The following is a 13,742-nucleotide window of genomic DNA, read 5'->3' as shown; positions in this document are numbered from 1 at the left end:
CCAGAACCAGGCGCGTCCCCCCACCTATCCCACCTCGACACCGCCGAGGGTGGCTTCCACGGTCCGGTTGTCGGACAGCGTGATGGTCACCTTGTCGCCGGGCGCCTTGGAGCGGACGGCCGCGACGAGGGTGTCCGAGCTCTCGATGCGACGGTCACCGAACTTGGTGATCACGTCGTTCTCCTTCAGGCCCGCCTTCTCCGCGGCACCACCCGCGGTGATCTTGCTGATCACGGCACCGCCGTCAGGGGACTCCTTCACCTCGACGCCGAGCACCGTCTGCTTGGGCTTGCCGGTCTTCACGATCTCGTCGATCGTGCGGCGCGCCTGGTCCATCGGGATCGCGAAGCCGATGCCGACCGAACCCGCCTGGCCGCCGGAGGAGTTCGGGCTGTAGATCGCGGAGTTGATGCCCACGACCTGGCCCTGCATGTTCACCAGCGGACCACCGGAGTTGCCGGGGTTGATCGCCGCGTCGGTCTGGATCGCGTTCAGGACGGTCGCCTGCGAGTTGCGGGCGTCGCCACCGGCGGAGACCGGGCGGTTCACCGAGCTGACGATGCCGGAGGTCACGGTGCCGGACAGTTCGAACGGCGAACCGATCGCGACGACGCCCTGGCCGATCTTCATGTCACCGGAGTTGCCGAGCTGCACGACCGGCAGGTTGGAGACGCCGTCCGCCTGGATGACGGCGATGTCCGAGCTGGGGTCGCGACCGAGGATCTTGGCGGTGGCGGTCTTGCCGTCCTGGAAGACCACCTTGATCTCGCCGCCGGCCGCCGCGCCCTCGATGACGTGGTTGTTCGTCACGATCTGGCCGTTGCCGGAGATGATGAAACCAGAGCCCTCACCGGCGCCGGTCCGCGTCACGACCTGGATCTGGACGACGGACGGCAGCATCTTGTTCGCCACGTCCTCGACCGAACCCGCGGGAGCGTTGCTGGTCTGCGAGGCCGGGCGGGGCGAGTCGAGCGAGCTGACCGAGGACGACTCGTTGGCGAACGTGTAGCCCAGGTAGCCGCCGAGGCCACCGGAGAGGCCGCCCACGAGCAGCACGAGCGCTGCGACACCCGCCACGACCTTCCCACGGCCCTTGGGACGCGGTGGAACGGGCGAGGGCTGGTAACCGGGTGGGAGGTAGTACTGACCGGTCGGCTGAGGCCCTGTGGGGGCCTCGGCGCCGAACTGGGAGGTGGTGGCCCCCAGGCCGAGGGGGTGGCCTGGGGGAAGTTGGCCGGACCCAGGAGGAGGAAGCTGCTGGCCGGGTCCGGACCCGCCGAGCTGCGCCTGGCCCGCGTCAGGTGCGGGCACCTGCGGCTGGGCCGAAGAGAACGAGGCGGGCACGTCACCGAGGCCCGCGGGAGCGCTGTGAGCCCCGGCCTGGCCGGATCCCCCCTGCAAAGGATCCGGCTGGCCGGGTTCCGGCAGCGACGGGCCCTGCTCCCGCGCGCCGGAGTCTGTCTGACCGGCGGTCGGCACGGAGTTGGGCTCTTCCGGCTGCTGCGCTGGCTGGTTGCTCTCGGTCATGGCCATAGTCTCTCGGCCCGTCCTGAGAGAACCCTTAAACCAGCCTGGGAGTCAGTTGTGCGTTCCCAGGGACGCCCGAAGACGCTCCGCGATCTGTTCCGGCGTCACGTCGTTGATCCACACGGCCTCGCCCGACTCCGAACCGGCGAGGTACTTCAACTTGTCCTTCGTCCGCAGCACCGAGAAGACCTGCAGGTGCAGCCAGAGCTCATCCCGCCCGACGTTCACCGGCGCCTGGTGCCACGCCGCGATGTACGGCAGCGGGCGGTCGTACAGGGCGTCCAGCCGGTGCAACACCTTCAGGTACAACGACGCGAAGTCGTCACGCTCCACAGAGGACAGACCGGCGAGGTCCGCGACCTGACGGCGTGGCGCCAGCACGACCTCGACGGGCCAGCGCGCGGCGGCGGGCACGAAGGCCACCCAGTGCGGGGACTCCTCCACCACACGCGCGCCCGCGCGGAGCTCGGCCTCCAGCACGTCACCGAACAACGGACGCCCGTGCGCCGCGTAGTACTCCAGGGCGGCTTCGAGCATCCGTTCGGTCCGCGGCGTCACGAACGGGTACGCGTAGATCTGGCCGTGCGGGTGCGACAGCGTCACACCGATTTCTTCGCCACGGTTCTCGAACGGAAAAACCTGCTCGACCCCTGGCAACGTTGACAAGAAGGCAACCCGGTCCGCCCAGGCGTCGACAACGGTCCGCACCCGCGACTCGGAAAGCTCGCCGAAGGACGTGTTGTGGTCCGACGTGAAGCACACGACCTCGCAGCGCCCACGTCCCGGCGCGCGCGCGAACAGCGCTTCACCATCCACAGTGGACGGCACGTCCGGCACGTTCTGCGCCAGCGAGGGGAACCGGTTCTCGAACACCACGACGTCGTAGTCGGCCTCGGGAATCTCCGTGGGCCGGCCAGGCGTCGACGGGCATAACGGGCAGAGATCCGCCGGTGGTTTGTAAGTGCGTGTCTGGCGGTGTGCCGCCATGGCGACCCACTCGCGGGTCAACGGGTCCAGCCGGACTTCGGACATCGGCTGGGACTCGGGAAGATCCCGGGTGTCCACCGCGACTCGCGGTGGTGCCTCAGCGCTGTCGTCGAAGTAGATGATCTCCCGGCCGTCCGCCAGCTTCCCCGCGGTACGCCTCACGCCAACTCCTCGCCACTTCCTGGTACATGTGCCAACACCAACTCGCCGACCTGCTCGGTGAGGATCGCGCGTGCGTCGTCCGGCAGACCTTCGTCGGTCACCAGCACGTGTGCTTCGTCGAGGTCGGCGATCGTGGAAATGCCCACGGTGCCCCACTTCGTGTGGTCAGCGACCACGACCACGCGTCCGGCGGCGTCGACGAGCGCCCGGTCGGTTTCGCTCTCGTTGAGGTTCGGGGTGGTGAAGCCGGAACGCTCGGCCATGCCGTGCACGCCCAGGAACACCACGTCCAGGTGCAGGGATCGCAACGCCTGCACGGCAACAGGGCCGACCAACGCGTCGGACGGCGTGCGCACCCCACCGGTCAGCACGACCGTGCGGTCGGTGCGCCCGCTCTGTTGCAGCACGTCCGCGACGCGGATGGAGTTCGTGACCACGGTCAGGTCCGGGATGTCGTCCAGGAAGCGGGCTAACGTCCACGTCGTGGTGCCCGCGGACAGGCCGATGGCCGTGCCGGGGCGCACGAGGTTCGCGGCCAGCGCCGCGATCGCTTCCTTCTCCGGGAGCTGCCGGACCGACTTGGCCTCGAAGCCGGGTTCGTCGGTGGAGCGCCCGACGACGGAGGTCGCGCCGCCGTAGACCTTCTCCACCAGGCCGCGCGAGGCGAGCACGTCGAGGTCGCGGCGCACGGTCATGTCCGAGACGCCGAGCCGGACGACCAGGTCGCTCACGCGCACCGCGCCGGTCCGCCGGACTTCCTCGATGATCACCGCTTGCCGTTGACGTGCCAGCACCTCACACCTCTTCCCTGAGGACCACGACGTCCCCGGCTCGCACGGTGAGGCGTCCGGAGACCTGCTCGCCGGACAACACGTCGACACCGGACGCCTCGATCTGCGCGTCGGTGTCGGAGTGGTTGACGGCGAAGAGCCACGATACGTCGCCCTTGCGCCTCACAAGCTCGATCTGGCCGTGTTCGACCGATTTGGGCAGCACCGCCACGCCCGCACTGGAAAGCGCGTTTTCCACGGTTCGGCCGAGACCGCTCTCATCGAGGTCGCACGCCACGTACCAGGCGACACCGCTGCCGAACGCGTTTCGCGTCACCGCGGGCACTCCGGGCAACGGGCCGTCCGCATAGGAGGCAACGATGTCAGCGCCGCGCACGTGCAGGTGCTCGGTCCACAGCGAGGCCGTTGATCCGTCGGTCAACGTGACGGTTTCGTCCTGCCGCAGCGGGTAGAACTCCTCCGACCACACGCCCAGCACGTCCCGGAACGCGCCGGGGTACCCGCCCAGTCGCACTCGCGTGTGCTCGTCGGCAACACCAGACAAGTACGTGACCACAGCATGACCGCCGCCGGCCACGTAGTCGGCGATCACCGCGGCGTGCGCGTCGGACACGGCGTAGAACGCCGGCACGACCACCATCGAGTACGCCGACAGGTTCGTGCCCGGCGCCACGAAGTCGACCGTCACACCGGCCTGCCACAACGCCTTGTAGTAGCCGTAGACGTGCTTGCGGTACTCGAAGTCCGAGGTCGGATGCGCGTCCTGCCGCAACGCCCAGCCGGACTGCCAGTCGAACAGGATCGCCACCGGTGCGTCCACAGTGGATCCGACAACTTCGGACAGCGCGGCGTACTCGGCCCCGACCTGGCACACCTCGCGGTACACCTTCGTGTCGGTGCCCGCGTGCGGAACCATCGCCGAGTGGAATCGCTCGCCGCCACCGCGCGACTGCCGCCACTGGAAGAACAGCGTGCCGTCCGCGCCGCGGGCGATGTGCTGGAACGAGTTCCGCCGCATCTCCCCCGGCAGTTTGGCGATGTTGCGCTGCTGCCAGTTCACCGCGGACGTCGAGTGCTCCATCAGCAGCCACGGCCTGCCGCCCGCAAGGCCGCGGGTGAGGTCCGCGGACATCGCGAGCTCGACGTGCCGATCAGGGGACTGGGCCTCGGTGTAGTGGTCGTTGGACACGAAGTCGACCTCGCGGGCCCACTTCCAGTAGTCCAGCGCCTCCATCGTCCAGGTGACCATGAAGTTCGTGGTGACCGGCACGTCCGGCGTGATCATCCGCAGCACGTCGCGCTCGGCCTTGTACTGCTCCAGCAACGCGTCGTCGCTGAACCGGTCGAAGTCGAGCACCTGCCCCGGATTCGCGAACGTGGGCGTGGCGCGCGGAGGCAGGATCTGCGAGAAGTCCGTGTAGCCCTGGCTCCAGAACGCGGTCGACCACGCGTCGTTGAGCTGGTCGAGCGTGTAGCGGGCGGACAGCCACTCGCGGAACGACTCGGCGCACGTGTCGCAGTAGCAGCGCGACACATGGCATCCGTACTCGTTGCCGACGTGCCACGCGGCGAGCGCGGGGTGGTCGCGGTAGTGCGAGGCCATCTCGGCCGCGAGCGCGGTTGCCCGGTCGCGGTAGATCGGCGACGACGGGCAGTAGGCCTGCCTCGAGCCGTGTGAGAGCCGCACACCGTCAGCGCGGACGGGCAACATCTCGGGGTACTGGGCGGTCAGCCACGGCGGGGGCGAGGCGGTCGCGGTCGCGAGGTCGGCCCGGATGCCGCCGGCGTCCAGCAGATCGAGCACCCGGTCGAGCCACTCGAACCGGTACTCACCTTTGCTGACCTCGATCTTCGCCCAGCTGAAGATCCCGACGCTGACCAGGTTCACACCGGCCCGTTGCATGAGCTCGACGTCCTCGGCCCAGACGTGCTCAGGCCACTGTTCGGGGTTGTAGTCCGCACCCCAGGCGAGCCCCTGCATACCCGTCGGCCAAGTCGTCACGGCGGCAAGCGTGGCCGACAACAACCCCCAACGTCAACACAAGCAAACACAACTTCACGTTTGGGTCTGTTCGGCGGTTGACCGGGACACAGACCGGGAAAGCGGCCAAATGGTGGCGTCCACCGGCTGTGCACGGGTTTAACAGCTGCGTAACGAGACTTGACAGGATGTATGACTGGGACCACATTGTGCGCAACTTTGTTTGAGTCCTGTTCGGTTCGCACGAGCGAGTGTCACCTGTAGGAGCGATGATGGTTCGGTACACGCCTGGTTCCTCTCCGTTACCTCACCTCGACCGGCGGACCCTGTTGCGGATCATGCTGGCCGGCGCGGGTGTGGCCGCGACCGGTGGTCTCGCGGCGTGCGGCAGCGGTGGCTCGAGCTCGGGCACCGAGTCCAAGCTGGTCACGTTCGGCAACAACCTGTCAGACCAGGTGCCGAAGGACGCGATCACGGCCGCGGTGAAGGCCTTCGAGGCCAATTCGGGCGGGCTGACGGTCACGATCAACACCAAGCAGCACGAGCAGTACCAGGAGCAGATCAACAACTACCTGCAGGGCAAGCCGGACGACGTGCTCGCCTGGTTCGCGGGCTACCGCATGCGGTTCTTCGCCGACCAGGGTCTCGCCGGCGACCTCACCGACCTGTGGGGCAAGGTCGGCGGCAACTACTCGGACGCGCTCAAGCAGGCGTCCACCGGCTCGGACAAGAAGCAGTACTTCGTGCCGTTCATCCAGTACCCGTGGGGCATGTTCTACCGCAAGAGCGTCTGGCAGGAGCGCGGTTACGCGGTCCCGAAGACGCTCGACGAGCTCGTCGCTGTCTCGACGAAGATGAAGGCCGACGGCCTGATCCCGATCGCCTTCGCCCAGAAGCAGGGCTGGCCGGGCATGGGCACGTTCGACCAGCTGAACTTCCGCATCAACGGCTACCAGTTCCACGTCGACCTGCTGGCCGGCAAGGAAGACTGGCAGGGCAAGAAGGTCAAGGACGTCTTCGACACCTGGAAGCGGCTGCTGCCGTTCCACCAGGAGAACGCGCTCGGCCGCGAATGGCAGGAAGCCGCGCAGACGTTGCAGCAGAAGAAGTCCGGTATGTACCTGCTCGGCTCGTTCGTCGGCCAGCAGTTCCCGGACGCGGACAAGGACGACCTCGACTTCTTCCCGTTCCCGGAGATCAACCCGGAGCACGGCACCGACACGGTCGAAGCGCCGATCGACGGCTACATGATGGCGAAGAAGCCTGCCAACCCCGAGGGTGCGCTCAAGCTGCTCGAGTACCTGTCGACGGCCGAGCCGCAGCTCACGTACCTCAAGGCCGACCCGAACTCGATCGCGACCAACCAGAAGGCAGACACCTCCGGCTACAGCGCGCTGCAGAAGAAGTCGGCCGAGGTCATCAAGAACGCCAAGCACATCACGCAATTCCTCGACCGCGACACCGACCCCGGTTTCGCGAGCGAGGCGGCGACGAACGGCCTCATCGCGTTCATCAAGAACCCCGACGACATCGACTCCGTGCTCAAGGGCATGGCTGATCAGGCGAAGAACATCTTCAAGTGACCGCATTGCAGGAGAAGCCGAAGGCGGTGGCCCCCAGCGGGCCGCCGCCTCGTCGGCGTGGAAAACGTGCCACCGCCCTCGCCGGCACGGACAAGCTCGTGCTGGCGCTCATGCTCGGCATCCCCACGATCGTGCACGTGTTGTTCGTGTGGATCCCGACGCTGGGCTCGGTCGCGTTGTCGTTCAGCAGGTGGAACGGCATCGGCGGCTTCGAGGACATCGAGTGGATCGGTGTCGGGAACTACGTCGAGATCTTCACCGAGTACCCGCGGTTCTGGCCGGCGGTGCAGCACAACCTGATCTGGCTGGCGTTCCTGCTCGTCGTGCCCACGGCGGCGGGCCTGCTGCTCGCCGTGCTGCTGGACCGCGAGATCAGGTTCAGCCGGATCTACCAGAGCGCGCTGTACATGCCGATGGTGCTGTCGCTCGCGCTGGTCGGCTTCATCTGGCAGCTGATCTACACGCCGGACGGCGGCCTGCTGAACTCGGTGCTGGGCCTGAACGACAACCCGGTCGACTGGATCGGCGACTCGGACATCAACCTCTACGCCGTGCTCATCGCGGCGGCGTGGCGGCACACCGGCTACATCATGCTGCTGTACTTGGCGGGCTTGAAGTCGGTCGACCCGGCGTTGAAGGAAGCGGCGGCACTGGACGGCGCCTCGGCGACGCAGACGTTCTTCCGCGTCACCTTCCCGGTCATGAAGCCGGTCAACATCGTGGTGGCCGTCGTGACGGTGATCGAGGCGCTGCGCGCGTTCGACATCGTGTACGTCATCAACAAGGGACGCAACGGTCTGGAGCTGTTGTCGGTGCTGGTGACCGACAACATCATCGGTGAGGCTTCGCGCATCGGCCGGGGTTCCGCGGTCGCGGTGATCCTGCTGACGATCTCGCTCGGCGTCATCATTCCGTACCTGTACCAGACGTTCAGCAAGGAGAACCGGACGTGACGGCCACGCTGGAACGGCCCGCGGTGCCGGCTGAGAAGAAGCGGACGGTGACCCCGGCGCGGGTCGCGCTGCACACCTTCCTGATCCTCACGTGCCTGATGACGCTGGCGCCCCTCTTGTGGGCGGTCTACGCATCGCTGCGCACGTACGAGGACACGTCGGTCAACGGCTACTTCTCCGTCGCGAAGTCGCTCACGTTCGAGAACTTCGCGAAGGCGTGGGAAGTCGGCCAGCTGCCGCACTTCTACTGGAACACGTTCCTCATCACGGTCCCCGCGCTGATCATCACCCTGCTGCTCAGCTCGATGATCGCGTTCGGCGTGTCCCGGTTCAGCTTCAAGTTCAACCTGCTGCTGCTCATGGTCTTCACCGCGGGCAACCTGTTGCCGCAACAGGTGATCGTGACGCCGTTGTGGCGGCTGTACCGGTTGATCGAGGTCCCGGAGTGGATCAGTGCGAGCGGATCGCTGATCGACTCGCCGATCGGCGTCGTGCTGATCCACATCGCCTTCCAGTCCGGCTTCTGCACGTTCGTGCTGTCGAACTACATGAAGACGATCCCGTACGAGCTGACCGAGGCCGCCCGCGTGGACGGCGCGTCGGTGCTGCGGCAGTACTGGCAGCTGACGTTGCCGCTGTGCCGCCCGGTGCTGGCCGCGCTGGCCACGTTGGAGTTCACCTGGATCTACAACGACTTCCTCTGGGCGTTGGTGCTGATCCAGGACGGCGACAAGATGCCGGTCACCTCGGCGTTGCAGAACCTCAAGGGCACGTTCTTCACCGACAACAACCTGATCGCGGCGGGATCGCTGCTGGTCGCGTTGCCGACGTTGGTCGTGTTCTTCGTGCTGCAGCGGCACTTCGTCGGCGGACTCACGCTGGGTGCGACGAAGGGCTGACCGGCCCACGTTGCCTCGCGGCATCTGCAAGTACCACCAACTCAACATCAACAAGCTCACAACTACACCCAACCTGTTCGGCGAACGCCGAACAGGTTGGGTGTAGTTACAGGCGGTTCGATCATGGGTTGGTGGTACTTGCAGACGTCTCAAACGCTTGCGGCTTCAGGTGATCGCGGAACGTGAAAGCGCCCCAAGCCGGCTGGCTCGGGGCGCTTTCACCTGGTCTGAAGCGAACTACTTGCCGCCGGTCTGCGGGTTGTAGTCCGAGATCGAACCCCAGCGCCCCACCGGGATCACGATCACGCGGGCCTTGCCCACGACGTTGTCGATCGGGATCGCGCCGTCGGCGGGAGTCGGGTCGCCGTGCTTGCGCGAGTCGGCCGAGTTGTTGCGGTTGTCGCCCATCACCCACAGCTTGCCCGCGGGGACGGTGACCTTCTCGAACGAGTCCTGCTGGCGCGGGCCGCCGCCGAAGTTCAGGTACGGCTCGTCCAGCGGCTTGCCGTCCACGAGCACGCGGCCCTCTTCGTCGCAGCACTCGACGGTCTGGCCGCCGACGGCGATGACGCGCTTGATGAAGTCCGTGCCGCTGGGCTCGGACAGGTTCACCATCGAGCCGAGGTCCTGCAGGGTGCCGACGAAGAAGTTCGGGGGCTCCTTGCCGCCCGTCCAGTTCGGCGGGCCGCGGAACACGACGACGTCGCCGGGGCGGGGGTCGCCGAACAGGTACGTGATCTTCTCGACCAGCACCTTGTCGTTCACGCAGCCCGTGCAGCCGTGCAGCGTCGTCTCCATCGAGGCCGACGGGATGACGAACACGCGCGCGACGAACGTCTGGATGACGACGGTCAGCAGCAGCGCCACGCTGAAGATGACCAGCAGCTCTTTCCAGAAGGGCTGCTTCTTCTTCGCCTTCTTCTTGGAGAACCTGGGCGCCGGGTCGTCCTCGTACGCGGAGGAACGCGACGAGCGGTCCTCGTACGACGAAGCGGTCGAACCGGACGTCGAGAAGCGCGACGTGGGTTCGGCGGGGCCGTCTCCAGTGGGAGGGGTCGTCTCCCAGGTCGACGAAGAATCGTCGTTCACGCGATGACTCACACGCCCCACCTTACGGACGTCCGGGTAGGCGCAACGTGAACAGGGCACCACCTTCGGGAGCTCTGCCCGCCGTGGCCGTGCCGCCGTGCCGTTGTGCCACCTGCTTCACGATGGCGAGACCCAGGCCGGAACCCGGCAGGGTCCTCGCCTCGGACGATCGGTAGAACCGCTCGAAAACGTGTGGTAGATCGGCATCCGCGATACCTGGGCCCGCGTCCGCCACCTCCACCACGGCGCTGCCGTCTCCCACCTGACGGAGGTGCAGCCGCACCGCTGAGCCCGAGGGGCTGAACTTCACCGCGTTGTCGAGGAGGTTCAGCACCGCGCGCTCGAGAGCACTCGAATCACCCAGAAGTGTCCACGGTTGCATCTGCACGTCGAACGTGACGTTCGACGCCCGTCGGCGTGCGCGGTCCAGGGACCGTTCTACCACCTCGTGGAGGTCGACGGGTTCGTGCACGACCTGAGGTGCGTCCTCACGGGCCAGTTCGACCAGGTCACCGATCAGGGTGGTCAGTTCGTCGAGCTGGGCGCGCACGTCCGACTGGATCTCCCGCTTGTCCTCTTCGGACAGAGTGGGCGAATTCGGACGTTCCGACGCGAGCAGCAACTCCAGGTTGGTGCGCATCGACGTCAACGGTGTGCGCAGCTCGTGGCCCGCGTCGGCGACCAGGCGGCGTTGTCGTTCCTGCGACTCCGCGACCGCGCCGAGCATGGCGTTGAAGCTGTGCGTCAACCGAGCCAGTTCGTCGTCGCCCGACACAGGTATCGGCGTCAGGTCGCCCGTGTTCGCGACACGTTCGGTGGCCTCTGTCAGCCGTTGCACCGGACGCAGACCCGTGCGCGCCACGGCCGTGCCCGCGATGGCCGCGAGCAGCACGCCGGCACCGCCGATGAGCAGCAGAACGACGCTGAGCTTGGCCAACGTCGTCCGTTGTGGCGACATCGACTGAGCGATGATCACCGCTTGGCCCGGCGCGTACTTGACCGCGATCACCCGCGACTCGGTCTTGTGGTCGGTCCACAGGTAGTCGGGGCGCTCACCCTGCGCGACGTCCCAGGCCTCGTCGACGGTCGGCGGCCGGTCGGAGCCCTTGGGGTAGAGGATCTGCCCGGTGGTCGCCTGCAGCAGGCCCATCTTCACGTCACCGGCCGCGAGGAACGCCGCCGGGAAGTTCTCGACCTCGTCCGGCGTCGTCACCTTGCCGCCGGTCGCCACCGTGGCGGCGCGCGAACGCAGGCTCTCGTCGAGCGCGTCGTACACGCTCTTGCGCACGATCATGTACGCACCGAACGACACCAACGCGACGGCCCCGGCCACGCAGAAGGCCGCGAGCCAGGTGACCCGAGCCCGCAGCGACGCCTTCTGGAGCCGCCCCTGGGGTTCGAAGATCACGGAGGGGTCTCCCGCAGGACGTAGCCCACCCCCCGCACCGTGTGGATCAGCCGCGGCTCGCCATCCAGCTCCGTCTTGCGGCGCAGGTAGCCGACGTAGACCTCGAGAGCGTTGCCCGAGGTCGGGAAGTCGTATCCCCACACGTCCTCCAGGATGCGGCTGCGAGTCAGCACCTGGCGCGGGTGCGCCAGCAGGAGCTCGAGCAGCGCGAACTCGGTGCGGGTGAGGCTGATGGCGCGTTCGCCCCGGCGGACGTCCCTGGTGGACGGGTCCAGCTCCAGGTCGGCGAACTTGAGCACGGCGGCGGACTGCTGGGCGGCGTCGTCGTCGTGGGCGGCACGGCGCAGCAGAGCGCGCAGCCTGGCCAGCAACTCCTCCAGCGCGAACGGCTTGGGGAGGTAGTCGTCGGCACCGGCGTCCAGCCCGGACACGCGATCGCTCACGGCGTCGCGCGCGGTGAGCACGAGGATCGGCAGGTCGTCACCGGTGCTGCGCAACCGGCGGCACACCTCGAGACCGTCCAGCCGCGGCATCATCACGTCGAGCACCATGGCGTCCGGCCTGGCGGCAGTCACCGACTCCAGGGCCTGCATGCCGTCGCCGGCAGTCTCGACCTGGTAGCCGTTGAACTGGAGCGAACGGCGGAGTGACTCCCTGACCGCCCGATCGTCATCGACAACGAGGATGCGCATGGGGGCAGTCTTGCCGAGGGATCTGAGAGCCGCCTGAGAAGGGCCCTAACTGCGGGTGTGAGTTCGGCGTTAGCCCTCGAGGCCACGCGCGACAGGTGCATTCCACTTCCGCCAGAGCGCAATCAGCCTGATGGTGATGATTATTGACGCACCAGTCAGCGCGACCAGGCCTTTCGGCAACCCGGCCCACTCACCCACCGCCACGACGACCGCACCGGCGAGGGCGGCAACGGCGTAGATCTCTCTCCTCAGGACCAACGGGATCTCTCGGAGGAGGAGATCACGGAGCGCGCCACCACCGATGCCCGTCGTCATCCCGATGAGGCACGCCGCGTACGGGGTCGCGCCGAGAGCCAGCGCGGTGGTGGTGCCCGACGTGACGAACAGTCCCAGCCCCACGGCGTCCAGCAGCAACACCGAACGGCGCAGCTTGGCGACCTGCGGGTGGAACCAGAAGACGATCAGCCCCGTGCCGCCGGCGACCAGCAGGTACGGCCAGTTCCGCAGGCTGGTCGGCGGGTGCACGCCCAGCAGCACGTCCCGGATGATCCCGCCGCCCAACGCCGTGGTGAGCGCCAGGATCGTCACCCCGAACACGTCGAGGCGAGCACGGACCGCGGCCACCGCCCCGGAGGCGGCGAACACGGCGATCCCGATCAGCTCCAGGACGATGAGCAGCACGAACGGAGAGAATAGTTGGTCAACGCGGTGGCGCTGCCCGGCGGTAACCGGCCTCGAGCCGCCCGCCCGCAGACGCCAGAACGTGCTCCACGACCGCGATGAACCGCTCGGCACCCTCGCCCCGCACCAACGCGCGGTAGGAGTCCACGAGCTCGTCCTCCTTGGCGTCGCGCAGCCGCCGCAACAACCACTTGCCGTGCCCGAGCCACCGGTTCTCCACGACCAGCGCCAGCTCTCCCACGCAGGTCAGCAGCCGTGCCGCGACGAACAACCGCTCGTCCTCGTCCCGCGCCCCGATGAGGTCTTCGAGCAGGTCGGTGGTCCCGTACCGGCGATCTTCCAGCTCGGTGACGGTCGCGAGTGGAGGGCCGGTGTCCAGCAGAGCGCGCGCCTCGGCCCTCATGCGTGCACCCGTGCCGTCCGCGTCGAGCATGAGAAACCCCTCCGCGCACATGTGCAACAACGGAGGTCGCCGGTCCATGGCGTCACGCATGACGAAGTCCTGGAACGACTCGATCGTGTGACAGAACAGCTCGACCGGCCAGCCGCGGTGCTCCAGCGTCTCGCGGAACGCGTGGGCCAGGTCGTCGACGATCACGACCATGTCCAGATCCGAGTTCGCCGTGTACGTGCCGGCGGCCACGCTGCCGCCGAGGAACGCCGCCGTGGCCAGCGGGAACCGGACGTCCAGCAGGTCACGGGCCACCTGCACCGGGTCCTTGTCCCAGTCCAGCGGGTGTCCGGTGACGTAGTAGTCCTGCTCGGGGTCCAGCGCGCCCAGCACCTGTTCGACGCGCGGCCGGATCTCCTGGCCGACCTCGTGCATGTCGACGAGCCACGGGTTGTCCTCGGCGTCGAAGAGCGGCCGGATCGCCAGGAACTGCGCACGGGAGACGTCCCGCACGCTGACCGGTGCCCCGCTGCGCCGTTTCGCATAGCCCTTCAGGCGCCAACCCATGTTGTCGCCGTAGGCATGCCTTACCTCGTCC

General features: G+C 67.4%; 12 protein-coding genes. 3 read left to right on the top strand and 9 right to left on the bottom strand.

Going from position 1 to position 13,742, the window contains the following annotated elements; genetic code table 11:
* Positions 1-24 precede the first annotated feature (24 nt).
* Genes ACWGE0_RS36610 through ACWGE0_RS36595 form a run of 4 tightly spaced genes read right to left on the bottom strand, consistent with a single transcriptional unit; the run spans position 25 to position 5,469 of the window.
* Complete coding sequence (locus ACWGE0_RS36610) at positions 25-1,527, bottom strand: trypsin-like peptidase domain-containing protein (RefSeq protein WP_452265460.1); 1,503 nt, start codon at positions 1,525-1,527, stop codon at positions 25-27.
* A gap of 51 nt (positions 1,528-1,578) precedes the next feature.
* A complete protein-coding gene (gene galT, locus ACWGE0_RS36605) occupies positions 1,579-2,676 on the bottom strand; it encodes a galactose-1-phosphate uridylyltransferase (RefSeq protein ID WP_452265459.1) in 1,098 nt (365 codons plus the stop codon).
* Positions 2,673-3,470, bottom strand: a complete 798-nt coding sequence (locus ACWGE0_RS36600) for a DeoR/GlpR family DNA-binding transcription regulator (protein ID WP_452265458.1) — start codon at positions 3,468-3,470, stop codon at positions 2,673-2,675. Before ACWGE0_RS36600 ends, galT begins: the two co-directional genes overlap by 4 nt.
* A gap of 1 nt (position 3,471) precedes the next feature.
* The gene (locus ACWGE0_RS36595) at positions 3,472-5,469 is read right to left on the bottom strand and encodes a beta-galactosidase (protein ID WP_452265457.1); all 1,998 of its coding nucleotides are present in this window, start codon (positions 5,467-5,469) and stop codon (positions 3,472-3,474) included.
* A gap of 248 nt (positions 5,470-5,717) precedes the next feature.
* On the opposite strand from ACWGE0_RS36595, the gene ACWGE0_RS36590 reads away from it, so the two are divergent.
* From ACWGE0_RS36590 to ACWGE0_RS36580, 3 genes are read left to right on the top strand one after another with little or no spacing between them, the layout of a single operon-like run.
* A complete protein-coding gene (locus ACWGE0_RS36590) occupies positions 5,718-7,031 on the top strand; it encodes an ABC transporter substrate-binding protein (RefSeq protein ID WP_452265456.1) in 1,314 nt (437 codons plus the stop codon).
* Complete coding sequence (locus ACWGE0_RS36585; protein WP_452265455.1) at positions 7,028-7,984, top strand: carbohydrate ABC transporter permease; 957 nt, start codon at positions 7,028-7,030, stop codon at positions 7,982-7,984. Before ACWGE0_RS36590 ends, ACWGE0_RS36585 begins: the two co-directional genes overlap by 4 nt.
* Positions 7,981-8,883 (top strand): carbohydrate ABC transporter permease, encoded by a 903-nt coding sequence (locus ACWGE0_RS36580; RefSeq protein ID WP_452265454.1) that lies wholly within the window; start codon positions 7,981-7,983, stop codon positions 8,881-8,883. Before ACWGE0_RS36585 ends, ACWGE0_RS36580 begins: the two co-directional genes overlap by 4 nt.
* 237 nt (positions 8,884-9,120) lie before the next feature.
* Here the strand turns inward: ACWGE0_RS36580 and lepB are convergent, their stop codons facing one another.
* The 5 genes from lepB to ACWGE0_RS36555 form a co-directional block, all read right to left on the bottom strand.
* Positions 9,121-9,984 (bottom strand): signal peptidase I, encoded by an 864-nt coding sequence (gene lepB / locus ACWGE0_RS36575; RefSeq protein WP_452265453.1) that lies wholly within the window; start codon positions 9,982-9,984, stop codon positions 9,121-9,123.
* A gap of 10 nt (positions 9,985-9,994) precedes the next feature.
* A complete protein-coding gene (locus tag ACWGE0_RS36570; protein ID WP_452265452.1) occupies positions 9,995-11,380 on the bottom strand; it encodes an ATP-binding protein in 1,386 nt (461 codons plus the stop codon).
* The gene (locus tag ACWGE0_RS36565; protein WP_319969738.1) at positions 11,377-12,072 is read right to left on the bottom strand and encodes a response regulator transcription factor; all 696 of its coding nucleotides are present in this window, start codon (positions 12,070-12,072) and stop codon (positions 11,377-11,379) included. Before ACWGE0_RS36565 ends, ACWGE0_RS36570 begins: the two co-directional genes overlap by 4 nt.
* A 69-nt stretch (positions 12,073-12,141) precedes the next feature.
* The gene (locus ACWGE0_RS36560; protein ID WP_452265451.1) at positions 12,142-12,753 is read right to left on the bottom strand and encodes a trimeric intracellular cation channel family protein; all 612 of its coding nucleotides are present in this window, start codon (positions 12,751-12,753) and stop codon (positions 12,142-12,144) included.
* Between the two features lie 19 nt (positions 12,754-12,772).
* Complete coding sequence (locus ACWGE0_RS36555; RefSeq protein WP_452265450.1) at positions 12,773-13,711, bottom strand: nucleotidyltransferase domain-containing protein; 939 nt, start codon at positions 13,709-13,711, stop codon at positions 12,773-12,775.
* Positions 13,712-13,742 lie beyond the last annotated feature (31 nt).

It is taken from the genome of Lentzea sp. NPDC054927 (assembly GCF_053610285.1).
This window is presented reverse-complemented; position numbering and strand designations above follow the sequence as displayed.